The sequence below is a fragment of the Paraburkholderia sp. AV2 genome, from assembly GCF_054968425.1.
This window is the reverse complement of the sequence record NZ_JBANLK010000039.1, coordinates 1-25,959: the sequence shown is the minus strand read 5'-3', so window position 1 is coordinate 25,959 and position 25,959 is coordinate 1. Positions and strand designations below refer to the sequence as shown.

Genomic DNA, 25,959 nt, shown 5'->3' with positions numbered 1-25,959 from the left:
GGTCTACTCTCAGTCGAGGCGCAGCTTGGACTCGGCGTAGGCGTACATCGGACGCCACAACGTACGGTTGAACAGCGTAACGAACAGGGACATCACGGCAATGCCCAGGATGATCTTCGGAAAGTCGCCGGCGGCCGTGGTCTGCGCGATATAGGCGCCCAGACCGTGCGCCTGCACCTTCGTGTCGCCCCACTGGACGAACTCCGAAACGATGCTCGCGTTCCACGCGCCGCCCGACGCCGTGATCGCGCCCGTGATGTAGTACGGGAAGATGCCCGGCAGCATGACCTTGCGCCACCACTGCCAGCCGCGAATGCCGAAGTTCGTCGCCACTTCGCGGTAGTCGTTCGGATAGGCGCTCGCGCCCGCAATCACGTTGAACAGGATGTACCACTGCGTGCCGAGCACGATCAGCGGCGAGAGCCAGATATCCGGGTTCAGGTGGAACTTCACGATCACGATCACGAACACCGGGAACAGCAGGTTCGCCGGGAAGGCGGCCAGGAATTGCGCGAGCGGCTGGATCTTCTCGGCGAGCGCGGGGCGCAGGCCGATCAGCACACCGATGGGCACCCAGATCACCGAGGCGATCACGATCAGCAGCAACACGCGCAGGAGCGTAATGAGGCCGAGCACGAGCACGTGACCCACTTCGTCGAGCGTCACGCCGGTGCGCACGTAGGCCACCACGCGCCACACCACGTACACGGTCAGCGCGAGGACCAGGATGCCCCAGACGATGTCGCCGACGACCGTGGCCTTGCTGCGCTTCGTGCTCACCACGGGCATCGCTTTCGGCAGTTGCACGCGAATGGGAATGCGCGCGAGCGTGGCGAGCACTATACCCATCGGCACCAGCAGGCGGTGGATCAGCCGCGTGCGGCGGACGAGATCGAGCAGCCAGGATTCCGGCGCGTCGCCCGAGCTCGTCGTTTCCATGCGGAACTTGTCGGCCCATGCGACGAGCGGGCGGAACAGCAACTGGTCGTAGGCGATGATCACGACCGTCATCGCGAGAATCACCCAGCCCACCGCACCCAGGTTCTTGTCCGAAATGGCCTGGGCCAGATACGCGCCGATGCCCGGCAGCGTGATCGTGTTGTTGCCCACCGTGATCGCTTCCGAAGCCACCACGAAGAACCAGCCACCCGACATCGACATCATCATGTTCCAGATGAGGCCCGGCATCGAGAACGGCACGTCGAGCTTCCAGAAGCGCTGCCAGCTCGTGAGGTGGAAACCCTTCGACACTTCGTCCAGATCGCGCGGCACCGTGCGCAACGACTGGTAGAAGCTGAACGTCATGTTCCACGCCTGGCTCGTGAAGATCGCGAAGATCGCGGCCAGCTCGGCGCCCAGTACGCGGCCCGGGAACAGCGCGAGGAAGAACGTCACCGTAAACGAGATGTAGCCGAGCACCGGCACCGACTGCAGGATGTCGAGGATCGGCACCAGCACCTGGCCCGCGCGGCGGCTCTTGGCGGCGAGCGTGCCGTAGATCAGCGTGAAGACCAGCGACGCCACCATGGCCGCAAGCATGCGCAGCGTGGTGCGCAGCGCATACTCGGGCAGCATGCGCGGGTCGGTCGAGATCACCTGGGTCTTGAGCGTCGACATCGGCGCGAGCGTCTGATGAAAGCCGATGGCTGCCATCGCGATCAGGCAGATGATGAGCGGAAAGGCGATGAAGTCCCAGCGATTGGGCAGCACGCGCCACGCCGAAGCGTTGGCCGTGCGGTTCAGGTTGAAGCCGAAATCCATTACTGGCCTCCCGTGCCGTATTTACGCTGGACACCACGCGCGCGCACCGCGCGGCGGGTCGTTCGCATAGAGCGATTGAACTGGATCATGTTGATGCACTGACAAACTGGATGGAAGGCGAAGCCCGGTACGCCCATGCGTGCCGGACTTCGCTTTAGCCCCGAAGCAGGCGCGCCCTCAGGTTCCGCCGGCGCGCGGCGAGCGCGAACTGGCGGCAGGGGGCGTGACCGGCGTCTGCTGACGGGCGCAACACGCCAACCGTGCCGCGCACCCGGAACGGCATGCGGCGCGATATCAGACAAATGCGCAGACAAATGCGCAGCCAGATGCAGCACGCAACGACGACGCTTAGCAACGCATAAGCGAACGCGAAAAGCGCGAACCGCGTCTGGATGACGCTAACAAGGATGCACGAGGATTTACTGCTGGACGCGCACCATCTGCCTGCTGGCAAGACGGCGGCTTGAGAAAAGGAGCGCGGACGTCCTGCCGGTCAGGCAGCGAAACTCTTCGAAGATCGACAACTGCTACTGTCCAAGGCGTCAGCCCCTTTTGTTAAGACGGGCGAATTTTAGTCACGCTGCACACCGGAAGTCAACACGATTTGCGCAGCGCGTCAAATGCCGTGCCAATGCCGCCACGGCGCGGCCTGGCGGGGCAGGTAGCGCGTTGAGGGCAGATCGCGGACGGCCTCGCTCCCACCGCTTTCAGGTTGCTTTCCGGAGGCTCTCAGCAGACCGCACGTCGCATGCCTGCCGCATACCGCCTCAGGCCAGCCTGCGCATGGGCTGCGCCGCCCCGGTCGTGCCCATGCGTTCCAGCCGTTCGCTCGCCTCCGTGAGCACCCACAGCGGCGCGCGCTGCAACTGCTCGTCGTAAATCGTCACGATGGCCGCCAGCGCATCGAACTCCGCGCCGTCGAGCCGCCAGCCGGCGCCCGTGCGGCCGCGCTCGTAACAGGCGAGCAGCGCCGCATCGGCAGCCGACACCTGCACCTGCGCGAGCGCGCCGTAGCCGGCTTCGGCCATCGACGCCGCAAGCACGTGCGCATGCAGCAGCGCCTGGGCGTCGCGGTCGGCGCCGCCGTCGCGCAGCGATGCGAGCGCCAGATGCACCTGGAGCGCGAGCGCGTCGGCGCTCGCACGCGGGATCGGCAACAGCATCGCCTTGTTGCGGCGGGCCTGAGCCGCTTGCGCCTGACGCGGGAAGGGGATGGTCCTGGCCATAAAGAGCACTAAATAAACTGATTTGGTGCAATAACGGCACGTCGCGCCGAAGGTTGAGCGGCATCCGCACGCGCGAATGTAACTAACAGTGACAGGCGCGCCGTTCGCGCGCGCAAAAGGTAACGCCGGTTCAGCGCTCGCCGGCTTGCGCCGGGCCGCGGCGCGACGCGACGAAGGCCTCGACATGGCGGATGGCCGCTTCGCACTGCTCGAGTGTCAGATGGTGGATAGACGGATTGGGCAGATCGAAGCCGAGTTCGCCGGCAAGCCAGCGCATCGCGCGGCCGCGCGCCTCGAAGGCGTTCACGCCGTCGCGCCGCACCTTGGCTGCGACGAGCGGTTCGAGCGCATCGTGCAGGCGGCTCTTCGCGTCGCGCAGCGCCGCGTCGGCCAGGCGCCCGAGCGGCACGTTGCGCGTGCTGCGCGCGGGCACGCCAATCCAGGCTTCGCAGGCCGCGCAAAGCCACAGCGGGCCGTGGTCCTCGCGATACGGATACGCTTCGTCGCCATGACGCGCGAGCTGCGCCTTCGCGCCGCAGTAATCGCACAGCGGCTGCGGCAGCGCCTTGACGGGCCGGCCTACGCGCATCGGGCGCGCCTCCTCGCGGTAATCGACGTTTGCATGAATGAAAAGAAACAGGAAATGGAAACCGGGCAGGCGGCCGGCAGGCCGCCGCTCCGGTGAAAGCATACCGGGAAACGGCTGGCCGGCTCATGAGCGCACTACTCATCCTTCCCGCATTCGATGTATTCTTACGGATATATCGCCAGGCTGCTCACCGTCGTAGCGGCCGGCGTTCCACGTGCATGGAGGTGTGGGTTGGCAAGCCCCCGGCGCCCGAGCGCCGCCCGGCCAAATCGGCCAAATCGGCCGAACTGGTCGAGCACGCAGCCGCGCGCGGCGGACGGCTTCGAGGTAACCATCACGGCGCTGCGGCCGGCGGCCGGTCACGAACGCGCGGAACTGATCCGCGACGTGATCGATGCCTTTGGGCGCCTGCGCGACAGCCTTTGCCGCCTGAACCGCCTGTTCGCCCCGGATGCGGATTGCGCCCCGGCGGACACCTCGCTGCTACCGCTCCTCGCCACGCTCGCGCCACATGGCGAAAACGCCGGATGCCTCCGGCCACGCGAACTCAAGCGTGCGATCCGCGACGCGCGCCAGCTCGACAGAACCCGCGACGTCCTGTTCTCCGACGCGTTCTGCCGCGACATACTGGCGATGCGGCAGACCCTCGCCGAACTGGAGCGGCTGGATGCGCTGTTTGTCGGCCTCGGTGTCGAGCATGTGCTCGCGCGGCAAGTCCACCGGTAGCCCGAGCCTCGTTATATTCCGTGGTATATTGCGTCGACATGGCGCGGCGTGCCCGCGCTGCCTGGCGTTCAACCGGGCCCGGAGTTCCACCGGATCAGAGATCACTCATGCACGCACCCTCGCACGCACCGCCGTTTCGCCTCGCCCGCACGCCGGGCACTGCGCAGCCGGACGAGAGCGCGCCGCTGCGCGTTGCCGCCCCCTGCTGCGGCCCAAGCCAGACCGATCTGGAACGCGCGCGACGCCGCACGCGGCTCGCCGAACTCGACCACCATCTGCATTGCTCGATCATCGGCACGTGCCTCAGCACGCACGAACTGCGCAAGCTCGTGCCGAAATTCACGCCGCTCAATCCGCAGCGCGCGAGCGACCTCGAGATCCACCATGCGGCCGTCGAGCTGGCGATCGAAGGCGGCGCCGGCGGCAAGGCCCTGCAGAAGGCGCTCGACGCACGCTATGCGGGAGCATTGCGCCGCTTCACCGCCGCCCGCGACGGCGAAGCCGTGCTTGCGCTCTGGAACGAATCGCTCGCGAACGGCGACATCCCGCCCGCCTACTGGGCGCTCATGACCCATCCCGCGACGACGATGGAAGTGCGGCAGGCCGCGTTCGGCGAGCTGCACATGCTCTCGCATCTCGTCGGCGCGGCCAATCGCGCCGACCTGCGCCGGCTCGTCGCGCTCGAAGCGGAAAACGCGACGCTCCAGGCAAAAGCCGAGCGCCAGCAGGCGCGTCTTCACGAGATGAGCCGCGAGCGCGACACGACACGCGAGGCGCTCGCCGAGCTTCAGGTTCGCGCGGCCACGCGCGCGGACCACGAGGAAGACGGACCGCTGCACGCACAGTTGATGTCGCTGCGCGAGGCGCTTGCCGCGCGCGATGCGCGCCTCGCCCTCGAAACGAGCCGCCGCGAAGCCGCCGAGCAGCGCGCAACCGCCGACGAAGTCTCGCTGGCCACGCTGCGCGCGCAACTCGACGAGGCCCACGCCCTGATCGACGCGCTGCGCGCGGAAACCCGCGCGATGGAGCTGGCCGCGCAGCCCGAGGGCGCGGGCAGCGCGAGCGGTACGGCCCGCACGCTGCCACAGGACGCGCTGAAGGGCAAACGGATCGTCTATGTCGGTGGCCGGCCCGGATCGCACCAGGCGTTGAAGCGCTGGGTGGAATCGGCGGGCGGCGAGCTGGGCGTGCACGACGGCGGCATTGAGGACCGCAAGGGCTTGCTCGCCGCGGCACTCGCGGGCGCCGACCTCGCGGTCTTTCCGGTGGATTGTGTCGATCACGACTCGATGAACACGCTCAAGCGCGTGTGCGAACGGCACCAGGTGACTTACCACCCGCTGCGCACGGCAAGCCTTGCGAGTTTTGTCGAACTGATGATGCGGCTCTATGCCGATGCGGCGCCGACCTTGACCGCCGTGCCCGTCTCGCGTTTCTGCCTGCGCCACGGCTAGCCGGCGACGGCGGTGCCGCTTAGCGTTTCACGAGCTGCGTGAGCGCCTCGATCTCGGGCGCGCAGGCCGCGGCCGCGCGTGCCTCGATACCGCGATAGAGCCGGATGATTTCCTCGCCGACGGGCGTCAGCGTGCTGCCGCCACCGCTCTGTCCACCATGCTCGGATACGGTGGCGGGCGAAGTGAGCGCGCGATTGAGTTCGTCCATCAGCAGCCAGGCCCGGCGATAGGACATGTTGAGGCTGCGCGCCGCGGCGGAAATCGAGCCGTGCTCGCGCACCGCCTCCAGCAGCGAGACCTTGCCGGGCCCAAGCGCAATCGTGCCTTCCTTCAGGATGCGCATGCGCAAGCGCACCTCCGGGCCGCCCTGCGCCGCGTTCGCCGGTATGCTGGTTTCGGGTAACGCCGCTGCGGGCGTCTTTGTCGATGGACGATCGTTTGCGGGTTGGGTCATGCGCGCAAGCATACACGATGCGTCGTCCGCGCCGTTGCGCCCAGCCCTCGACACTTCGGCACTCGCCCTGACCTTCATGGCCCGGGCGGAAAGCAGAAGCCGAAGTCCTCGCAGCCCGGGCAGCCCGGTGCCGGTCCGGGCGTGGCGCCTGCGGCAAGCGCGAGTTCGCGAGCGAGCAGCTTCTTCCAGCGCAAGCCTTCGACGTTGCGCGCAACCATCGCGGGAAAGTAGCGTTCGAGCATGGCGGTAACGTCGCCGCGGCCGAAAAGACCGAGATCGCGCCACAGGTGATCCGGGCGCAGGCAGGCGTTCGCGACGATAGCCGCGAGGCAGCGAGCGTCCTCGCTGCCGACCTCGGGCGCGGCGTGAGCGATCAGGAAATCACGCATCGAGGCCGCGTAGGCTGCACCCGTTTCGTCGACGACGTTCGCGAGGGTTTTCCCGGCTGGCTGCGCAAGCGGCACCACCGCATCCGCTGCGAAGTGACGCTTCGCGAGACCCGCCAGTTGCCCGGCCGTCAGTCCGAGCAGCGCGAGTTCGCCGCGCACCTCGCGCGCGGCGACGAGCCGGGCGAAGAGCCGGTCATCGAAGACAGGCGGCGCGTGCGCTGCCGCGTTGTCGATGCCCAGCAGTTCGGCGCTGCGTGCGGCGGCGCGAAGCTCGAAGTCGGGCGGTTGAACCGGCGCTACGTTCATGGCCGTCGACGTGCGGGTGCTGGCCCGACCTACCCGTCCACTCCCACGATCACGCTCGACGCCTTGAACAGCGCCGAGGCGGGCTTACCCGCCGCGAGGCCGAGGCGATCGGCGCTCTCGTTGGTCACGATGGCCGCGATCTGCGCGCCGCCGGGCGCGGCGATCACGACCTCGGCGTTCACGGCGCCCTTCGTGACCGAGGCAACCGGGCCCGCCACGACATTGCGCGTGGACACCTTGCTGGCATCGCCATCCACCATGACGATCACCGACGAAGCTTTCACGAGCGCGAACGCCGGCTTGCCGGCCGCAAGGCCAAGCGACGCTGCGCTACCGTGCGTGATGATCGCGACGATCTCGAGACCGCCGTCGACGCGCAGCGTCACTTCGTCGTTGACGGCGCCGGCCTTGACCGCGCTGATCTGGCCGGAGAAATGATTACGGGCGCTGGTACGCATGAGCGTCTCCCTCGTGGGTCGCGCGCTCGCGGCAAGACGCGAACGCAGCTCGGGTTGAATGGAGGAGATTCAGTGTACAAGCGCATCCTCGTCATGCACAGGCGTGATAGTAAAAATTGGCCATCCGGCCAGGTGCAGGGAGCCGTGAGTCCAGCGTAATATATCGACCTTTATAACGCTGCGGGGAAACCAACATGGTTCGCAAGCTGATTGCCTCTGTGGTCGTGGTCGCCGGCGTGCTCGGTACGAGCGCGAGCGCCACGGCGGCCGACAACAATGACGTCAACGTGCTGTACGCCGGCTCGCTCGTCAACCTCATGGAAAAGAGCGTGGGTCCGGCATTCGAAAAGGAAACGGGCCTGCACTTCAAGGGCTACGCGGCCGGCTCGAACAAGATTGCCAACGAGGTCAAGGGCAAGCTGCGGCGCGGCGACGTGTTCATCAGCGCGAGCCCCAAGGTCAACGCCAACCTGATGGGCGAGGCGAACGGCAACTACGTTTCGTGGTACGTCGACTTCGCGGAGTCGCCGCTGTTGATCGGCTATAGCCCGAAGAGCCGTTTCGCCGCCGACTTCAAGACGAAGAAGTGGGACGACGTGCTGCGCGAGCCGGGCCTGCGTCTTGGCCGCACCGATCCCAAGCTCGATCCGAAGGGCGCCTTCACCGTCGAACTCATGACGAAGGCGGCCGAGGCTTACCACCAGCCGGACCTCGTCGAGAAAACGCTCGGTACGCCTGAGAATCCCGACCAGGTCCTGCCCGAGGAAACGCTGGTCGGCCGCCTGCAGTCCGGCCAGCTCGACGCGGGCTTCTTCTACTCGACCGAAACTTCGGACCTCAAGATCCCCTCGATCCATCCCGCACCCGAGCTGAACATCAAGGCGAACTACACGCTCACGATCCTCAACAATGCGCCGAACAGCGCAGGCGCCGCGCGCTTCGTCAACTTCCTGCTGAGCGCCGAGGGTCGCAAGCTGCTCGCCGAACACGGCGTGGACGTGACGAAGCCCGCCGTGCACGGCAACAGCTCGGCCATTCCGCCCTCGGTGCAGGCCGTGATCGACGCCGCGCAATAGCCGTGAAGCAACGCGCCGAGAGGCCAGGCGCCGCGCGTCCGCTGCTGTGGCTCGGCGCGCTGCTCGCCGTCTATCTCTGCGCACCCTTCGTCGCCAGCATCCCGCAGATCGGCGCGGCCGACTGGAAGGGCGTCGACTGGCCCACGATGGGGTCGGCCGTGGGCGTTTCGGTGGCGAGCGCAAGCGTCGCGGCGCTCGTCATCCTCGTGCTGGGCGTGCCGCTCGGCTACTGGCTCGCGCGCTCGCGCTCGCGCACGGTGGCGCTGCTAGGCTTCGTCGTGCAGTTGCCGCTTGCGCTGCCGCCGCTCACGAGCGGCGTGCTGCTGCTCTTTCTGGTCGGCCCGTATAGCGCGATCGGCCAACTCTTCGGCGGGACGCTCACCGATTCCTTCACAGGCATCGTGCTCGCCGAAACCTTCGTCGCCGCGCCGTTTCTGATCATCGCCGCGCGTTCCGCATTCTCGGCCGTCGATCCCGTCTACGACGACGTCGCCGCCACGCTCGGCCATCACGCGGGCAGCCGCTTCCTTCGCGTCACGCTGCCCATCGCATGGCCGGCGATTCGCGCCGGGCTCGCGCTTGCCTGGCTGCGCGCGTTCGGCGAGTTCGGCGCCACCGTGATGGTTGCGTACCATCCCTACTCGCTGCCCGTTTATACATACGTCGTGTTCGGCGGCCAGGGGTTGCCCGCGATGATGCCGCTCCTGCTGCCGACGCTCGCCATCGCAATCGTCTGCGCCGCGCTCTCCGTCTATAGCCGCGGCGTGCGCCCGGCGCTCGCGGCCTCGCACGACAACGGCGACGAGCCCGCCAGCTTCGCGCCGGCCGCACCCGTGCGCGTGGCGGCCGCCTTGCGCCTCGCGTTCGAGGTGGAGCGGAGGCTTGGCACGTTCAGCCTGGACGTGGCGTGGCGGCCCGTCACGCGACGGCTCGCCATCATCGGGCCGTCGGGCTCGGGCAAATCGCTCGCACTGCGTATCATCGCGGGCCTCGAGCCCAACGACGCGGGATCGGTCACGCTGGGCGGCACCGACCTGGGCGCGCTGCCGCCCGAACGCCGCCAGATTGGCTACATGCCGCAGGACTACGGCCTCTTCCCGCACATGACCGTCGCGCAGCAGCTTGCGTTTCCGGTGAGCGCGGACGCCGCCAGCGCGCGCTACTGGCTGGCGCACCTGGGCCTCGACACGCTCACGGGCCGCTTGCCGCGCGAGCTCTCGTTCGGCCAGCGCCAGCGCGTCGCGCTCGCGCGCGCGCTCACGCGTCACAGCCAGCTGCTGCTCTTCGACGAGCCGTTCGCCGCGCTCGACACGCCGCGCCGCCGGCGCCTCCAGCAATCGTTGCGCGCGCTACAACGCGAGATCGACGCGGTGACGGTGATCGTCACCCACGATCCCGACGAAGCCGCGCTGCTTGCCGACGAAGTGCTCGTGATCGAACAGGGCCGCGTGCTGCAGGCCGGCCCCATCGACGAAGTCTTCGCCCGACCCGCTACGCTGCGCGTGGCCGAGCTGCTCGGCCTGCACAACGTCGGCGAGGGTATTGTGCGGGTGCCGGGCGAGATCGAGACGGTCAAGGGCCTGCGTCTGCCGTGCGGCGACGCTTCGCTCGCCGTGGGCACGCGCGTGATGTGGCGGGTGTCTCCGCGTGCGCTGCGCGCGGCGAACGACGGGGCGTGGACCGGGACGCCGGCCGGCTACGCGCTGCGGCATGGCGACCGCTATGTCACGATCGAGATCGGCAACGAGGCCTTCGACGTCGCCGACGAAGACGCGCCGCGCACGACGGAAGGCGCACGGCGCTTTTCGATCGACCGCGACGGCGTAACGGCATGGGCCATGCCGGGTTCCTGAAAAAGCTCACCTTTGACGCAGTGGGGCATGCGCCGCGAGGTGCAGGCGCGCACGAATGGCGCTTGCAGTCCCGCGTTTTTTGCAACCACCGCATGATCAAGCGCGCACCGCCGCTCGTGCTCCCGAAAAGGCTCACCTGTAGCCGTCGATGCGCTACGGCGCAATGAATCGCGCCATTATCCGGCCCGGTCAGCAAGATTCCCTTCGACGAACCTGGGACTGCCAGGAAATCTTTCCCCGTTGCATGACGAGATCATGCGCCGACATCGAGGCAGAGCAATGCCGACCGGTATGCCAGCGTGCGATAGCCTTGGCGCTTGCGCTCACCCTCCTGAAAACGCTCACCTCAGATCACGAAATGGCGGTTCTCCTTCAGCACAGGGGGCGACTGCACGAGGTCGACGCGAGCAAAACGAATGAGCGAAAACGCACGCTCGCCCTGCGGGCTGGCCGGCAGGCGCGCGAGCGGAAACACGATTCCGGCGCTGTCCGCAGCCGCACTGGCATCGATCACTACGTTCATCGGATTCAGGCACACGCGCTTCATCTCGACATGCGTGTGCTGCGCGGGATGATCGAGCACATCGCAAATCACGTCGAGTTCTCGCGCGAGCGCATCGGTCCGCAAACCGAGTTCGCCCAGCGCCCGCTCGTTCTCCGCGATTTCGGCCTCCAGCCTGACGAATTCCGCAGCGTCGCCGGCCTCGCCTACGCCCAGCATCCGGTGCGTACCCGCCCCCTGGCGCTTGAGCAGTTGCAGGCGCGTCTTCAGCAGCGCGCGCTCTTCCACCAGCGCATCGCGGCGCGACTCGTCGGCGCTGATCTGCGCGAGTCCCTCCAGCGCAATCTGCTCGACGACGCGCTGTACGATCTGGTCGCGCAGATCGCTTTCCGTTTCGCCGCACACGCGCACCTGATGATCGTCGAAACTCAGCGTCGTCCGGGCGACGTCCGCATGCACCGTGTCGCCCACCTGTTCCGCGCCGAGCACGCGGCGCTCGGTCATCGCCATGCTCAGCACGGCCCAGGTTTCGTGCGCGAGCGGATGCGCCTTGAACCACGCGTGCAGTTCCGGCGAATGGCTCAGGACACGCCCGATTTCGTCCGGCGCCGCGAAGAACGCGTGAATATAGGGGTCGCCGAGCCAGTTCGACGCGCTGGCTTCGCGCGCCGGCGGCAAGTCGCGCACGATGCCGCTCACGTAGTCGACCGAGCAGGCCAGCGCGGGCATCACGCGCTCGCGAAAACCGTCCGCCAGTTTCAGCGAGGGGCTCAGCACCAGCAAACGTTCGATCAGCGCGCGAATCTGCGGCGTCACGGGAGGCGCTTTGGCGCGTGGATGCCAAAGCCGGTCGAGAATGCCCATCTCAGGACTCCGTTGCGGGCCGCGCGGCGCGGCCTGGAACCGGGCGCGCCGGCACGGGGCAATCGGGCCACCGCGCAACGCGCCTGCTGCGTCGCAGCACGAATGACTATAGCGTGAATCGCCGGACGATCGCGGTCGGACGGGCCGATCCCGAACAAGCTCACCTTCGAATTTTAAGACGATCAGGCAAAGGTGACGCAGGCTCCACAAAACCCCTAACCGTTCCACTTCTGATGAACGCTAACGCACCGCAGTGAAGAAGTGGCTCCCGCAGATTCTCACCTCGGAGATCCGGAAACGCGGTAACAAGCGAGCCAGCTCTCACGTGAGCCGCATCGAGCGAAGTGGTGTGCGCTCGCACAAACGGCTCCCGAAAGTCCTCACCCCAGCTCACCGACCGTGAGCGAGCGCACTCCGAACATCCTCACCATTCGCGCGCAAGGCTGGTCATTGCGATTCGGGCATCGCCGACGAATGATGACTCGTGATCAGCCAGCGTTTGCCGTTCCATCGGTACGTGAACGTATATCGGGCATGCACGATCGACCCGTCGCCGAACGTGAACGTATAGAGCCCGGCGTCGATGGCCGTATTGCAGTCGATCTCGATCCAGCTAGAGTCGATCTTGCCCACCGGCTTCTTCTTCAGGAATACGACGAAATAGTCCCGTTTGGTTTCCGGCGTGAGCCGCGGTTTGTTCGACACCGTCGGCAGCAGAATGGAGCGCGTCGCGTAGTTCGCCACGACCTTGTCCGGGTCGCCCGTCTGAAGCGATGCGTTCCAGCGGTCGAACAGCGAAGCGATGTCCTGCTCGCTGGCCTTCCTGCACGTGTCGGTTCGCCCGAATGCCGTGGCCGACGGCAGCAACACGCACAGTCCAATGGCCGATATTGCAATCAGGTTTTGCATGATGGCTCCCGCAGGCCCAACAACGTTGCACCGCATCTCTCTGCGTCTCTCAATTAAATGCGCAACTTCTTTCAATCCGCTGTCGATTCGCACGGTTCCGTGCGCACGGGAACACCGTTTGCTCCGCGCGCCGCTTCGGTCTCCTTGATACCGCTTCGGCACATCAGGACAAACCCCGGTGTCTCGTTCGCAAACCAAGACAGGACAAGCCGTTCAGGCGGACTGCCCGGATTTAGACGGTTCGTTCAATTGACAGCCGCTGATGTCATGATTCACTCTCTTTCGCATAACTAGATACAGGGAGGCAACGCATGTTGGATAAGATCCGCGGCGTGGCGCTAGCCATGGTCGCCAGTCCTTTGCTGCTCGCGTGCGGAGGTGGCAACGCGAGCAACCCGGGTCCCATCTCGCCCGCGCAATGCTCGGGCTCGACGTGCGCCAATCAAGGGCCGCCCACGAGCCAGCCCGCCGCCACGGCCTTGTGCCCCACGGATTCACAGATCGCGGCCAACACCTATCTCGGCGGCGCCGGCAGCGGCGAAGTCGTGAGCCTCAGCATCAATCCGACAACCATGACGTACAAGCTCACGTGGCTTGCGTCACCCATTCCAATCGCGTCGAGTTCGGTGCAGAACACGCGCACCGGGCTCACGATCACGGGCGCCGTGCAGCATCCGCCTTCGGGCTCGCTCCCCTCGGCTTCGCAGATCGCCTGCGCGTTCCAGCTCCAGGCCGGCACCGGCACGCTTAACGGCGCGAGCTATACGACCGCGTACAACGCCCAGAATCCGCCCACCATCTATGTCGGCTTCGGCGTGGCGGGCGGCGGCATACCGGGCGCAACGGTCGATATCGATGGGGATTCCCAGGCAAATCTGCTGTTCCCGAACCAGCCTGCGCGTACCTTCGACTTCTATCCGTTCATCGGCTTTTCCACGGTCAGCACGAGCATTACCGATCTCGCGGGCTCGTATAACGCGCTGCTCTATCACATCGTGCCGTCGAGTAAATTCGCCGCCGCGGCCAAAGTTGTTCAGGAGTCCTACAACGGCAGCGGAAACTGCAGTGTGCCGAGCGGCGCGACCAACACGAGTTGCGAGACTGCCTCGAATACGTGGGCGGCCGACCCGAACGGCAGCTACTTCACGAGCACCGACGCCCCGCAGATCGAAACGCCGTCCAACGCCCTGTTCGGCAGCCCCACGGCAAGCGCGCACCTCATTCTCGGCAAGCTGAACGGGGCTATCGTGCCGGTCGTCGTCCGCACGGGCCACGTGGCGGAAATCAGCGTCACCAACCTCATCCCGCAGATCGACGACGAATCGGGCATTGCGCTGCTCGCGCCCGCCACGGCGCTCACGTCGGGCGCGTTCAACGGCAGCTACATCGGCGCCGATTCGAACTTCGCCTACACGGCGGCGCTCATCAACGATCAGCAAGGCGGCTTCCTCAAGCCTTCGACGATGACGACCGAAAGCACCTTCGCGCTCGACTACACCCAGACGCATCCGGGCCTGATCGGCGTGACGGACTCGCAGGGCAACGCGGGCAGTCTCATTGCCGTGGGCGGCCTCTACGGCGTTTTCATCAACGGCGAGGAGAACGGCGGCGTCACGCCGACCTCGGCGAACAGCACCACCCAGAATTCGCCCTATTTCGGCGTGGGTGCGCTGATTCAGCCGCAATAGCATGCGCTTCGGCTTGCTAAACAACTGACCGAGCAGGACCAGGGAGAGGACCGGCCGGAGGGGAGCCGGTCCCGGACACAAAAAACGATCCGGAGAAGCAGTATGAACAAGAAGCTTTTTGCGGCGCTTATCATCTCGGCACCGCTCTTCGCCGCGTGCGGCGGCGGTGGCGGCGGTGGCGGCGGCAGCAGCAGCCCGGCGCCGGTGGCGGCCGCGTTGTGCCCCACCACGCTCGACTACGGCACGGTCTATACCGGCGGCGGCGGCGACGGCGAACTCGTGAAGCTGCAGCTCGACACGACCAAAATGACCTGGCAGATCACCTACGTCGAGTCGCCGATCCCGCAAACCACCGGCACGGTCACGCCCACGCGTCAGGGCCAGGTCGCCACGGGCACGCTCACCCAGGAAACCGGGCTGCCCACGCAGAAGCTCAACCAGTGCGCCTACCAGCTCAACGGCGCGAGCCTCGACCCCACCCGGCTTGCGCGCGTGTTCATCGGCGAGGGCGTGGCGGGCGGTACGATTCCCGGCGCCGAGATCGCCTATGCGGGCACGGGCGGCGTAGGCGTCGTGCCTGAAACGACGTTCCCGTACTACCCGTTCATCGGCTTCTCGTCGATCGATACCAACATTGCCGACGTCGCGGGCGTCTGGAACCAGCTCGGCTATCACCAGGTGCCCTCGCAGAACTTCCTGCCGGTGCCCGTCGACGCCAAGATCACGATCAACGCGGATGGCAGTTGGACCGAGTGCGACAACACCGGCATCAACGCCGGCACGTGCCAGCAGCCCGGCACGAACCTCGCGCAATCGGCCGACGGCAGCGGCGCATTCGAGACCGACCACTTCCTCGGCCAGGCCAAGCCGACGCTCGTCACGGGGCAACCGGCCGCGAAAGGCTTCATGATCGTCGGCAAGCTGCGCGGCCAGCTCGTGCCGGTGCTCGTGCGCCGGGGCGTAGCGTATCCGTACATCGGCACCGATCCGCAAAGCGGCGCAACGGGCCCGGTCGCCGACGACGAGTCCGGCATTTCGGTGCTCGCGCCGCAGGCGGCCGTCGCGGTGGACTCGCAGGACGGCGAATACATCGGCGTGGACAGCCAGTTCGACTATCGCACCACGGCGCTCGAAGGCACCGAGGCCACGCTGCTCGACCCGTTCAATGCTTCGCAGGCGGCGCTCGCCACGGCACTCGATCTCAGCTTCACGGAAACCGTGCCCGGCGTCGTGACCACCACGCATGTCGGCGCCTCGACCGGCTCGACGCCCACCGGCAAGATGATCTTCACGGTCGGCGTGTTCGGTTTCCTCGACATGAGCACCCCGTCTGCGCCGTACTTCACGGTCGGCGCATTCGTTCAATAATTCGTTCAATAAGCAGTACAGAAGAGACCCCGATGCTCCGGGGTCCGTGCTGATGAGGTAGCCGCCCGACGACCGCCGCGCAACGCGGTGGCCGAACCGGAAGGCGCGCAGGGACCGGCAGGCCGGTGAAGAAGCCGGAAGCCGCCGGATGCCGCGCGCGGGCAGGCATACCCGAACCTGGGAGGAAAGAATGAGACGCATCGTCATGGCGGCGCTGACCGCCGGACTTTCCATGAGCGCTCACGCGCAGCAGGCGGGAGACAACGTGGCCGTGCTGGGCTGGTTCCATGTGGCGCCGCAAGGATCGAGCACGCCGCTCACGACCAACGTCGCGCCCGTGCCGATCAACACGCCGTTGCGCCTGCCGAACAGCTTCACGTCGCCGGGCACGGGCCTCTCGACCACGAACGCGGACACGGTCGGCCTCACTTTCAGCCACTTCCTGACCGACCACATCGCGATCACGACCGTGGCCGGCGTGCCGCCCACGTTCAAGCTCTACGGCCACGGCACGATCAAGCCACCGGGCCCGGCGGGCGCGCTCGGCAGCCAGAACCTTTCCGATCCCGCGGCCAACCCGATCGTCACGAGCGTACGCCAGTGGAGCCCGGCGCTGCTCTTCCAGTACTACTTCCGCGACGCCGACGCGAAATTCCGGCCGTTCGTGGGCATCGGCGTGTCGTACAACTGGTTCTCGGACGTCCAGCTCAATCCGAACTTCGTGAGCGCCACGCAGAACGACCTCGGCTCCGTGCTCGCCGCCGGCGCCGGCAAGCCGGGACCGACGCAGGTGAGCGCGAAAGCGTCGGCGTCGTGGCAGCCGGTGTTCAACGCCGGCGCGGAATACAACATCACGGCGCATCTCGGCCTCGTCGCCTCGATCACGTACATTCCGCTGAAGACCACCTCGTCGGTAATCGTAAAGGCCGCGGACGGCACCGAACTCGCCGTGAGCAAATCGGATCTTTCCGCAGACCCGATCATCTCGTTCCTTGCCGTCTCTTACCGCTTCTGACATGCGGTCATGATCCGCCGCGCGACCGTGGGCGAGCGCACGCTATGCATGCTATTGCCGCGCGCCCTTCTCGCGCCGGTCGATCGGCTCGCGTTAAAATCGACGCATGCCGAAATCGCCCCCAACTTCCAGCGCCGAAGCCAGGCCCGAACGCGCGACCGAGAACGAATACACGGTCGACGAACTCGCACGCGTGGCCGCGACCACGGTGCGCAACGTGCGCGCCTACCAGGACCGGGATCTGCTCATGCCGCCCGAGAAGCGCGGCCGCGTGGGCATCTACAACGATTCGCACGTCGCGCGGCTGAAGCTCATCAATCATCTGCTCGCGCGCGGCTACACGCTCTCGAACATTCAGGATCTCATCAAGGCCATCGACGACGGCGGCGACCTGCGCTCGATCCTCGGCCTCGAAAACGCGATTGGCGGGCGCTGGACCAGCGCGCGGCCGAAGACCTTTACGATCCGCCAGCTCGTCAAGATGTTCGGGCCGCAGGCGCCGGGCCAGCTCACGCGGCTCGGGGAACTGGGGCTGCTGGAGCGGCGCGGGCTCTCGTTCGTCGCGCGCAATCCGGCCGTGCTCGACGCCGCGGCGGCAACGGTACGCGAAGGCATCCCCGCGCGCGATCTGCTGAAGGTGCTGGAAGAGGCGAGGCCGCACTTCGACGCCATCGCGAAGCTGCTCGTCGAGATGGTCGTGCGGCATCTGGACCGCTACGACGCGGGCGCGCTGCCCCCGGCCACCGACATGCCGGCACTCGTCGACGCGATCTGGCGGCTGCGGCCGCTCTCCAGCGTGTTCGTCGAGAACGAGATCCTGCGCGCGCTGGAGGAACAGTCGAGCAACTACCTGGGCGGCCGGGTGGCGACGATCCTCGACAAGACGCTCGGCGGGCAAGCGGCAAAAGAGCCGCAGGCGCAGGAAGCGCCGCGCGCCGCGCGCAAGACAGCGGCGAAGAAGGCCCCCGTTGCGCTCGCCCCGGCCCGCAAGACGCCGCGGCCCGCGGCCAAGCCGATCCGCACGACGCGCAGGTCGGGCACCACCTAGGCGCGCCGCCCACGCCCCTCTCTTTCCTCATATCTTTAGCCGCGCGAGCCCTCGCGCGGTTCTGCCAGAACGCCCGAACACCCCGCCGGATGGGGGTTCTGCGCTGCGCGCCGTCTTTTCCCCCGACCATACGCTTCCCCTAGAGCGCCACATCTAGACACTTGCGTTCCGGCCCGAACCGCCCTATGTTTACATCCATCAATGTCACAGTTAAAAATGAACCATAGGGAGACGCTCCGGATGAACGCACGCACCCGGTCTTTCAACCCGGCAGGCAATGGCCCCGCTGGAGGGGTCATCGACATCGACATCGCCATCATCGGCACCGGCTTCGCCGGCCTCGGCATGGCGATCCGTCTGCTGCAAACCGGCAACACGCGCTTTGCCGTGTTCGAGAAGGCCGACTCGGCGGGCGGCACCTGGCGCGACAACCATTACCCCGGTTGCGCATGCGACGTGCAATCGCACGTCTATTCGTTCTCCTTCGCACCCAACCCGCTCTGGACGCGCATGTTCGCGCCGCAGCCGGAAATCCGCGCGTATCTCGATCACTGCGTGAACCGCTTTCGCCTCGCGCCCTACCTGCGCTTCGGGCACGAACTCGCGAGCGCCACCTATGACGAAAGCGCGCACTGCTGGCGCCTCGCGTTCGCCAACGGCAAGCGGCTCGCCGCGCGCGTGCTGATCTCCGGCATGGGCGGCCTCTCGCGCGCGGCCCTGCCCGACATTCCCGGCGTCGAAACGTTCGCGGGCAAAGCGTTCCATTCGCAGCACTGGGACCACGACTACGCACTCGACGGCAAGCGTGTTGCCGTGATCGGCACCGGCGCCAGCGCAATCCAGTTCGTGCCGCAGATCGCCCCGCGCGTGGCTGGCCTCGCGCTCTTCCAGCGCACCCCGCCCTGGATCATGCCCAAGCCCGACCGCGCGCTTTCCAGGTTCGAGCGGTGGATGTTCCGCACGCTGCCCTTCACGCAGAAGCTCGCGCGCGCGAGCCTCTACTGGATGCTCGAATCGCGCGTGCTGGGCTTCGCGATCCATCCTTCGCTGATGAAGAACGTGCAAAAGCTCGCGCTGCGCCATATCCGCCACCAGGTGCCGGACCCCGCGCTGCGCGCGGCCGTTACGCCCGACTACACGATCGGCTGCAAGCGCGTGCTGATCTCGAACGACTACTATCCGGCGCTCTCGCGCGAGAACGTGAGCGTCGTGACGACCGCCATCGAGCGCGTGGACACCACGGGCGTCGTCACCGCCGACGGCGTCCATCACGAGGTGGACTGCCTCATCTACGGCACCGGTTTCCAGGTGGCGGATCCGTTCCCGCCCGGAACCGTCGTAGGCCGTGGCGGCGTGGATATCGTCGAGACCTGGCGCAACGGCGCGCATGCGTACCTCGGCACGTCCTTGCCTGGTTATCCCAACTTTTTCATGATCGTCGGCCCGAACACGGGTCTCGGTCACAACTCGATGGTGTTCATGATCGAGTCGCAGATCGAGTACATCCTCGGCGCGCTGAACGCCATGCGCCGCGACGGCGCCGACGCCATCGAGGTGCGCCCTTACGTCGAATCCCGCTACAACGCACGCCTCCAGAAGAAGCTCGATCGCGCGATCTGGTCGGTGGGCGGCTGCAAGAGCTGGTATCTCGATCCGCGCAACGGCAAGAACACCACGCTGTGGCCGGGCTTCACGTGGCGCTTCCGGCAGGCGACGGCGCACTTCTCGCTCGCCGACTACCAGGTGTACCGCGTGCGGCAGCCTGAACCCGCCGCCACGCCCATCGCCATCGCGACGCAATCCACCGAGCCGGCTTGAGACGCTCCGAACCCGTCTGAAACAGCGCGCATCCGCACGAGGAACCCTGCATGAAACACTTCGACAACAAGGTCGCCGCCATCACCGGAGCCGGCTCGGGCATGGGCCGCGCGCTCGCCGTGCAACTAGCCGAGGCCGGCTGCCATCTCTCGCTCGCCGACCGCAACGCCACGGGTCTCGCGGAGACCGAACGCATCGTGCGCACACTTGCCCCCGCGGTGCGCGTGACGACGCGCGTGCTCGACGTGGCCGACCGCGAGGCGGTGTACGCCTGGGCCGACGAGACCGCCACCGCGCACGGCCACGTGAACCTCGTCTTCAACAACGCCGGCGTCGCGCTCTCCAGCACGATCGAAGGCATGGCCTACACCGACCTCGAATGGATCGTGAACATCAACTTCTGGGGCGTCGTGCATGGCACCAAGGCCTTCCTGCCGCACCTGAAAGCCGCGGGCGAAGGCCACATCGTCAATACGTCGAGCATTTTCGGCATCTTCGCGCAGCCCGGCATGAGCGCCTACAACGCCACCAAGTACGCAGTGCGCGGCTTCACCGAATCGCTGCGCCAGGAACTCGACATGATGCGGTGCGGCGTCTCCGCCACCTGCGTGCACCCGGGCGGCATCCGCACGAACATCGCGCAGTCGAGCCGCATCGCGTCGAACATGGTGGGCTTCATGGTGGCGAGCGAGCAGCAAGGTAAGGACGACTTCGAAAAATTCTTCATCACGACCGCCGAGGACGCCGCGCGCGCCATCCTGCGCGGCGTGCGCCGCAACAGCCGGCGCGTGCTGATCGGGCGCGACGCGCGCGCCGCCGACTGGCTCGCGCGCACGCTGCCCGCGGCGTACCAGGCGCTGGTGGTGGTGAGCGCGCGCCGCGAGGCCGCGAAGGCTCGGCGTAGAGCCGGCCGCGCGGGCATGGCGCGCAACCGGAACGCATAACGACGCAGGCCAATCAGGGAGAAAACATCATGATGCCGATACGGCGCGACATACGCTTCGCACTACCGCCCGACCGGGCCTGTGACTGGCACGCCCAGGGCGTGGCAGTCACCCACTTCTTCAACGCGCTTTCGCTCCTCTTTCCCGCGGGCGAGCGCTTTTTCATGGACGCCGTGCGACATTACCGCGACGGCATCGCCGACCCGGATCTCAAGAAGCAGGTGCTGGGCTTCATCGGCCAGGAGGCCATGCACACGCGCGAGCACATCGAGTACAACGATCTGCTGCAGGCCGCGGGCCTGCCCGCCCACAAGCTCGACAAGCGCCTGTGGGCCATCCTGAACTTCGGCCGCAAGGTGCTGCCGCCTTCGCTGCAACTCGCGCAGACGGTGGCGCTCGAACACTACACGGCCATGCTCGCCGACCTGCTGCTCACCAGGACGGCGCGCAACATCGAAGGTTCGGTGGAAGGCTACAAGCAGATGTGGCTGTGGCACGCGCTCGAAGAAACCGAGCACAAGGCCGTCTCGTTCGACGTCTGGAATGCTTCGATCCCACCGGGCCTGAAACGCTATCTGATGCGCACGGGCACGATGCTCGCGACCACGGTGCTGTTCTGGGTCATCGTGTTCGACTACCACATGGCGCTGATGCGCGCGCATGGCCGCCGCCAGGGGAAAGTGACCGGCAAGTGGCGCCTCATCCAGTTTCTCTACGGTCCGCGTCATGGCGTGTTTCCCGGCATTGCGCTGGAATGGCTGCGCTTTTTCAAGCCGGGCTTCCATCCGTGGGATCAGGACAACCGGCGCCATCTCGCACGCATCGACGGCCTGATCGCGCAGATCGACGCGACCAACGCGCAATATGCCGCGAAGGCCGCGCCGCGCCGCGTGCCCCTGCATCCGGCCGCGAACGCGAAGCCCGCATGAGCGACGCCATGCGCCCCGCGTGCGAGACCGCGCTTGAAACCGCGCCTGAAACCTTCATGGTGCAGTCCGACGACGCGCGGCTCGCGGTCTACGCGAGCGGCCCCGTCGGCGCGCCGCCCGTGATCCTCGTGCACGGCTACCCCGACTCGGCGGCCGTCTGGACGCTGCTGCGCCGCGAGCTGGAAACACGCTACCGCGTGATCGCGTACGACGTGCGCGGCGCGGGCGCCTCCGACGCGCCGCGCGGCCGCCACGCGTACCGGCTCGCGCAACTGGCACGCGACCTCATGGCGGTTGCCGATGCCGCCTGCGGCGCGCGGCCGTTCCATCTGGTCGGACACGACTGGGGATCGATCCAGTGCTGGGAAGCCGTCACCGATCCGGCGAACGCCGCGCGGCTCGCGTCGTATACCTCGATCTCGGGGCCGTGTCTCGATCACGTCTTTCGTGCACCGCTCGATCTGCGGCAAACGCTGAAATCGTGGTACATCGCGTTCTTCCATCTACCGCTCGTGCCCGAACTCGTCTGGCGCGCGGGCGGCGCACGGCTATGGCCGTGGTGGCTCTGGAAGACCGAACGCGTGCGCGCCGCGCGCGACCCGCAACAGTTGCGCAATGGCCTGAATGGGCTGAAGCTGTATCGGGCGAACTTCCTCGCTCGCGCGCGGCGCCCGCGAGAGCGCAGCACGCGCACGCCGGTGCAGTTCCTCGTGCCGCGTTTCGACCGCTATGTCACGCCCGCGCTCTCCGAAGGGCTCGACCGCTGGCTTGGACGCTACCGGCGCGAGGTGATCGCTTCGACGCACTGGACCGTCGTGCGCGACGCACCGCTCATCGCGGCCCGTATCGACAGCTTCGCGGCGTGGGTGGCAAACGAGGCGTCGTCGCGCGCAACACCGCCCGCCGTGGAGGCCGCCGCAAACGCATTACCCGAAGGAACCTGAGAGAAACCACAACGAAAAAGCGGCGAGGGGACCCTGCGTCCCCTCGACCGACTCATCACCTATCCAGAGACAAGAGGTCAGCCGGTGAACGACATCGCCATGCTCTCCGCAGCCGTAGCCGCCGTCGCCATCGCAGGCGCCGCGCTCTCCACCTTCTCGCGGCGTACCGCGCGCCGCATCGAAGCGGCCGTACCGATGGACGGCCAGCTCATCGACATCGGCGGCGACCGCATTCATTACGTCGAGCGCGGCGAAGGACCCCCGATCGTTTTCGTCCACGGCCTGAGCGGGCAGATGCGCAACTTCGCCTGGCTGCCCATCGACGAGTTCGCGCGCCATCACCGCGTGATTCTCATCGACCGCCCCGGCACCGGCTACTCGACGCGCGGCGCGCAGTCGGCCGCGAACGTCTACGCCCAGGCGGAAACCCTCGTGCGTTTCTTCAAGGCGCTCGGGCTCGAGAAACCCGTGCTGGTCGGGCATTCGCTGGGCGGCGCGATTGCGCTCGCGGTCGCGCTCAATCATCCGCGGGCGGTCTCGCGGCTCGCGCTGATCGCCCCGCTCACCCATGCCCAGACCGAAGTGCCGAAGGCGTTCCGCGCGCTCGTCATCCGCTCGGCCTTCGTGCGCCGCCTCGTGGCGCGCACGCTGGCCACGCCCGTTGCGCTCGCCACCAGTTCGGCCGTGCTCAAGCAGGTCTTCGCGCCCGAAGCCGTGCCACCCGATTTTCCCCGGCGTGGCGGCGGCATGCTGAGCCTGCGGCCTCAAGGGTTCCTCGGCGCATCGGAGGACCTCGCCGCCGTCGAGAAGGCCCGCGACCTGGCCGAGATGGAGCAACGCTATGCGCAACTGGAGGTGGACACGGACGTACTGTTCGGCCGCGACGACATCGTGCTCAACTGGATCCGCCATGGCGACGCGCTGCGGCGGCGTTCGAAGCGGGTTGCGCTGAAGGTGGTGGAGGGCGGGCACATGCTGCCCGTCACCGCACCGCAGGCAACCACAGAGTGGCTGCGGGCCGTCATGTCAGGTTCGACGAAACACGGGGCAGTTAGCAACGCCATTGAGCGCGCCGTTGATCCCGTACGCGCCGCCGATCCGGCCGAAGGCGCGGCCATGCCGCTACGGCGTGCCTGAGCCCCTCTACCCTTCGTGGTCGTCAACGTCAATCCGTTCTATACGCCGCGCGAGCTCGCGCATCAGCTCAAGGACAGCGGCGCGCACCCGGCGAGACCTGAATGACGGTCTCGCCCATCATTCTATAAAGGGAGACAACTCACATGAAAAGCGATCAACTTCAGGCGCGGCGCCCGAGCGCGCGTTTCGCACGACCTCTGGCATGCGCAACACTCGCGCTTGCGTCGGCGCTGGCATTCGCACAAGGCGGCGCGGCTGCCGCCCCGAGCGGCGACGACACCGGCGCCGCGCAAACGGCAGTCACGGCAACGGCGCCCTCGCAGGTCGGCAAGCTGCCCGTTGAAGATCAGGTGCGCTGGCTTCAGCATGCGCAGAAGAGCGACGCGCTGGAGAAGATGGACGACGCGCAGCTCACCGCGCTCTTCCAGTCGCTCGACCCGCTCGTGGTGCCCACGCTGATCAAGCTCGGTCCTTCGGGTTATCCGTCGTATGAATTCGAACTGTGGCGCTGGGAGCGATTGAACGGCAAGTGGCCCAGCCGGCCCGCGCACATGGTCGTCAAGCTCGAACACGATCCACTGCGTATCTACGCAAAGTGGCTGCCCGACGGCGACCACTCGGGTGAGGAAGTGATCTACGACGCGTCGAAACGCAGCGACGAAATGTATGGCCACCTCGGCGGCCTGCTCGGCGTCATGCCGATGTGGACGGCGCTCGACGGCACGCTCGCGCGCTCGCAGTCGAACCACAAGATCACCGACCTCGGCACCGAGTTCATCACGAACCAGTTCATGACCGATGCGAAGAAGTACGTGGCAGTGGGCGCGCCTTACACGCCACAGGTAGAGGTCAAGGTCATGAACGGTGTGCGCGTGGTCGCGCTCACCTATGTTTCGCCCGCCGGCAAACCGCAGTACTACGCGAAGAAGCAGACGCTCGGCCTCGACTTGCGACACCCGTACTTCCGCACGGTCGAGGCATACGACGACAGCGGCCAGATGTTCGAGCGGATCGTGATCGACAAGATCGAGCCGAAAACCTTCGACGCCGACGTATTCGATCCGAAGAATCCCGACTACAAGTTCTGATCAGGCGCGTGCGGTGTCGCAGTATTGCGGTATCGCACAGGCGCCACGAACGCAAAGGTGAGGCTTTTCGGGAAGTAAGCCGCCTGTTATCGGCCGCGCAAGTGCCGATCGGCGAAAAGGTGAGGATTTCCAGGAGCTTCCAGGTGCTCGACAGGCGGACACGAACCTTCAGGTGAACCTGGTAGATCGAAGAGACTCACGTTTAAGCCGCAAAAGGTGCAAAACGGTCTCCTGGAACTACTCACTTTTGCCGTTTTTGCCTGCAAGCGAGCCAAGGTGAGGCTCATCGAGCCTCGTCGCACACCGTACGAATCGTGCAACGCGCTCCGTCGCTCCCGGAAAACCTCACCTTTCGGCCGATGGCGTATGTCGATGCGCCACCGGTTCTCACCGCCCTTTCACTGCATATGCTGGCCGCCGTTGATCGGGATATTCGCGCCAGTCACGAAGCCCGCCTCTTCCGAGCACAGGAAGAGCACGAGCGCCGCGATCTCGTCGGGCTGGCCGAGGCGGCCGACCGGAATCTGCGGCAGGATCTTCGTATCGAGCACCTCCTGGGGTATCGCCGTGACCATCTTCGTGGCGAGATAGCCAGGCGAAATGGTGTTCACCGTCACCCCCTTGCGCGCCACTTCCAGGGCCAGCGACTTGGTGAAGCCGTGCATGCCCGCTTTGGCCGCGGCATAGTTGGTCTGCCCGATCGAGCCCTTGGAGCCGTTCACCGACGAAATATTGACGATGCGGCCCCAGCCGCGCTCCACCATGCTCTCGCACAGCGGCTTCGACATGTTGAAAACGGAATCGAGATTGGTGCGGACCACCGCGTCCCAGTTCACCTTGTCGAGCTTGCGAAACGTCATGTCCCGCGTAATGCCGGCGTTATTGACGAGGATGTCGACGGGGCCGACATCGCACTGGATCTTCTCGGCACCTTCCTGGCACGAGTCGTGATCGGCAACGTCCACGGGATAGGCGTAGAACTCGCGATCCGTCGATTTCATCCGCTCCAGCCAGTCCGCAGCGCCGGCGTTCTCCGGCGAGTGCGTGACGACGACCCGGTAGCCCGCGTCGTGCAGCCTGACGCTGATCGCCTCTCCGAGGCCGCCCATACCACCCGTTACCAAAGCAATACGATTAGTCATCCTGTATATCCGCGAGAGTAAAGCGTAAAAACAACGTGGCATCTGGTCCGGATACGCCACGTACATCACCGCCGTGCCTTCCTCGCCGTGAGGCGAGGAAGGCACGCGAACCATCGCGCGACTTCTGGTTGGAATCTGATATGGCGCGAATCGGTTAGGGCCACCCGCGCGGGCGGCCCTGATACTTCGTAGAGAGGTCAGCCGCGCTCGACCGCAAGCGCCACGCCCATGCCGCCGCCGATGCACAGCGACGCCAGGCCCTTCTTCGCAT

The 25,959-nt window shown here is 66.5% G+C and carries 22 protein-coding genes and 1 pseudogene; 14 read left to right on the top strand and 9 right to left on the bottom strand.

Annotated elements, in window-relative coordinates; all coding sequences use genetic code 11:
- Positions 1 to 9 precede the first annotated feature (9 nt).
- From V8683_RS23170 to V8683_RS23160, 3 genes are all read right to left on the bottom strand, one after another.
- Positions 10 to 1,761, bottom strand: coding sequence for an ABC transporter permease (locus tag V8683_RS23170; RefSeq protein WP_411191858.1), 1,752 nt, complete (start codon positions 1,759 to 1,761; stop codon positions 10 to 12).
- A gap of 767 nt (positions 1,762 to 2,528) precedes the next feature.
- The gene (locus tag V8683_RS23165) at positions 2,529 to 2,987 is read right to left on the bottom strand and encodes a hypothetical protein (RefSeq protein WP_411191859.1); all 459 of its coding nucleotides are present in this window, start codon (positions 2,985 to 2,987) and stop codon (positions 2,529 to 2,531) included.
- 130 nt (positions 2,988 to 3,117) lie between these two features.
- Entirely contained in the window at positions 3,118 to 3,576 is a 459-nt protein-coding gene (locus V8683_RS23160) for a zinc-finger-containing protein (protein WP_411192532.1), read from the bottom strand.
- Positions 3,577 to 3,807: 231 nt separating this feature from the next.
- Between V8683_RS23160 and V8683_RS23155 the strand changes: the two genes are divergently transcribed.
- Both V8683_RS23155 and V8683_RS23150 read left to right on the top strand, forming a co-directional pair.
- Positions 3,808 to 4,302: a hypothetical protein gene (locus tag V8683_RS23155; RefSeq protein WP_411191860.1), complete on the top strand. Its 495-nt coding sequence runs from the start codon at positions 3,808 to 3,810 to the stop codon at positions 4,300 to 4,302.
- Between the two features lie 107 nt (positions 4,303 to 4,409).
- The gene (locus tag V8683_RS23150; RefSeq protein WP_411191861.1) at positions 4,410 to 5,756 is read left to right on the top strand and encodes a DUF2325 domain-containing protein; all 1,347 of its coding nucleotides are present in this window, start codon (positions 4,410 to 4,412) and stop codon (positions 5,754 to 5,756) included.
- A gap of 19 nt (positions 5,757 to 5,775) precedes the next feature.
- Here the strand turns inward: V8683_RS23150 and V8683_RS23145 are convergent, their stop codons facing one another.
- The 3 genes from V8683_RS23145 to V8683_RS23135 all read right to left on the bottom strand — a co-directional run bounded on the left by V8683_RS23145 (position 5,776) and on the right by V8683_RS23135 (position 7,363).
- Positions 5,776 to 6,210 carry a winged helix-turn-helix domain-containing protein gene (locus tag V8683_RS23145; RefSeq protein ID WP_411191862.1) on the bottom strand — a complete coding sequence of 145 codons (435 nt, stop codon included), beginning with the start codon at positions 6,208 to 6,210 and terminating at the stop codon, positions 5,776 to 5,778.
- A 74-nt stretch (positions 6,211 to 6,284) separates the two neighbouring features.
- Positions 6,285 to 6,905 carry a nitrogen fixation protein NifQ gene (locus V8683_RS23140; RefSeq protein WP_411191863.1) on the bottom strand — a complete coding sequence of 207 codons (621 nt, stop codon included), beginning with the start codon at positions 6,903 to 6,905 and terminating at the stop codon, positions 6,285 to 6,287.
- A 29-nt stretch (positions 6,906 to 6,934) separates the two neighbouring features.
- On the bottom strand, positions 6,935 to 7,363 hold the full coding sequence (locus V8683_RS23135) for a TOBE domain-containing protein (protein ID WP_411191864.1): 429 nt from the start codon (positions 7,361 to 7,363) through the stop codon (positions 6,935 to 6,937).
- A gap of 194 nt (positions 7,364 to 7,557) precedes the next feature.
- On the opposite strand from V8683_RS23135, the gene V8683_RS23130 reads away from it, so the two are divergent.
- Entirely contained in the window at positions 7,558 to 8,439 is an 882-nt protein-coding gene (locus V8683_RS23130; RefSeq protein WP_411191865.1) for an extracellular solute-binding protein, read from the top strand.
- A gap of 2 nt (positions 8,440 to 8,441) precedes the next feature.
- Positions 8,442 to 10,292 (top strand): ABC transporter ATP-binding protein/permease, encoded by a 1,851-nt coding sequence (locus V8683_RS23125; protein ID WP_411191866.1) that lies wholly within the window; start codon positions 8,442 to 8,444, stop codon positions 10,290 to 10,292.
- Between the two features lie 346 nt (positions 10,293 to 10,638).
- Here the strand turns inward: V8683_RS23125 and V8683_RS23120 are convergent, their stop codons facing one another.
- Positions 10,639 to 11,658, bottom strand: a complete 1,020-nt coding sequence (locus V8683_RS23120; protein ID WP_411191867.1) for a hypothetical protein — start codon at positions 11,656 to 11,658, stop codon at positions 10,639 to 10,641.
- A 447-nt stretch (positions 11,659 to 12,105) separates the two neighbouring features.
- Entirely contained in the window at positions 12,106 to 12,567 is a 462-nt protein-coding gene (locus V8683_RS23115) for a DUF4440 domain-containing protein (RefSeq protein WP_411191868.1), read from the bottom strand.
- A 311-nt stretch (positions 12,568 to 12,878) separates the two neighbouring features.
- Between V8683_RS23115 and V8683_RS23110 the strand changes: the two genes are divergently transcribed.
- The 10 genes and pseudogenes from V8683_RS23110 (at position 12,879) to V8683_RS23065 (ending at position 24,546) form a co-directional block, all read left to right on the top strand.
- Positions 12,879 to 14,255 carry a DUF2957 domain-containing protein gene (locus tag V8683_RS23110; protein WP_411191869.1) on the top strand — a complete coding sequence of 459 codons (1,377 nt, stop codon included), beginning with the start codon at positions 12,879 to 12,881 and terminating at the stop codon, positions 14,253 to 14,255.
- A 102-nt stretch (positions 14,256 to 14,357) separates the two neighbouring features.
- On the top strand, positions 14,358 to 15,623 hold the full coding sequence (locus V8683_RS23105) for a DUF2957 domain-containing protein (RefSeq protein ID WP_411191870.1): 1,266 nt from the start codon (positions 14,358 to 14,360) through the stop codon (positions 15,621 to 15,623).
- Positions 15,624 to 15,813: 190 nt separating this feature from the next.
- Complete coding sequence (locus V8683_RS23100; RefSeq protein ID WP_411191871.1) at positions 15,814 to 16,638, top strand: OmpW/AlkL family protein; 825 nt, start codon at positions 15,814 to 15,816, stop codon at positions 16,636 to 16,638.
- A gap of 106 nt (positions 16,639 to 16,744) precedes the next feature.
- The gene (locus V8683_RS23095) at positions 16,745 to 17,686 is read left to right on the top strand and encodes a MerR family transcriptional regulator (protein WP_411191872.1); all 942 of its coding nucleotides are present in this window, start codon (positions 16,745 to 16,747) and stop codon (positions 17,684 to 17,686) included.
- Between the two features lie 240 nt (positions 17,687 to 17,926).
- On the top strand, positions 17,927 to 19,504 hold the full coding sequence (locus V8683_RS23090) for a flavin-containing monooxygenase (protein WP_411191873.1): 1,578 nt from the start codon (positions 17,927 to 17,929) through the stop codon (positions 19,502 to 19,504).
- A gap of 50 nt (positions 19,505 to 19,554) precedes the next feature.
- A pseudogene (locus V8683_RS23085) lies at positions 19,555 to 20,533 on the top strand (SDR family NAD(P)-dependent oxidoreductase).
- A complete protein-coding gene (locus tag V8683_RS23080; protein ID WP_411191874.1) occupies positions 20,478 to 21,377 on the top strand; it encodes a metal-dependent hydrolase in 900 nt (299 codons plus the stop codon). The pseudogene V8683_RS23085 and the gene V8683_RS23080 overlap by 56 nt, the downstream one beginning before the upstream one ends.
- Positions 21,374 to 22,321: an alpha/beta fold hydrolase gene (locus tag V8683_RS23075; RefSeq protein WP_411191875.1), complete on the top strand. Its 948-nt coding sequence runs from the start codon at positions 21,374 to 21,376 to the stop codon at positions 22,319 to 22,321. The genes V8683_RS23080 and V8683_RS23075 overlap by 4 nt, the downstream gene beginning before the upstream one ends.
- A gap of 99 nt (positions 22,322 to 22,420) precedes the next feature.
- On the top strand, positions 22,421 to 23,458 hold the full coding sequence (locus V8683_RS23070) for an alpha/beta fold hydrolase (protein ID WP_411192534.1): 1,038 nt from the start codon (positions 22,421 to 22,423) through the stop codon (positions 23,456 to 23,458).
- A gap of 143 nt (positions 23,459 to 23,601) precedes the next feature.
- On the top strand, positions 23,602 to 24,546 hold the full coding sequence (locus V8683_RS23065; RefSeq protein WP_411191876.1) for a DUF1571 domain-containing protein: 945 nt from the start codon (positions 23,602 to 23,604) through the stop codon (positions 24,544 to 24,546).
- 398 nt (positions 24,547 to 24,944) lie between these two features.
- On the opposite strand, the gene phbB is transcribed toward V8683_RS23065, so the two are convergent.
- Complete coding sequence (gene phbB / locus V8683_RS23060; RefSeq protein ID WP_411191877.1) at positions 24,945 to 25,688, bottom strand: acetoacetyl-CoA reductase; 744 nt, start codon at positions 25,686 to 25,688, stop codon at positions 24,945 to 24,947.
- Positions 25,689 to 25,959: the final 271 nt, after the last annotated feature.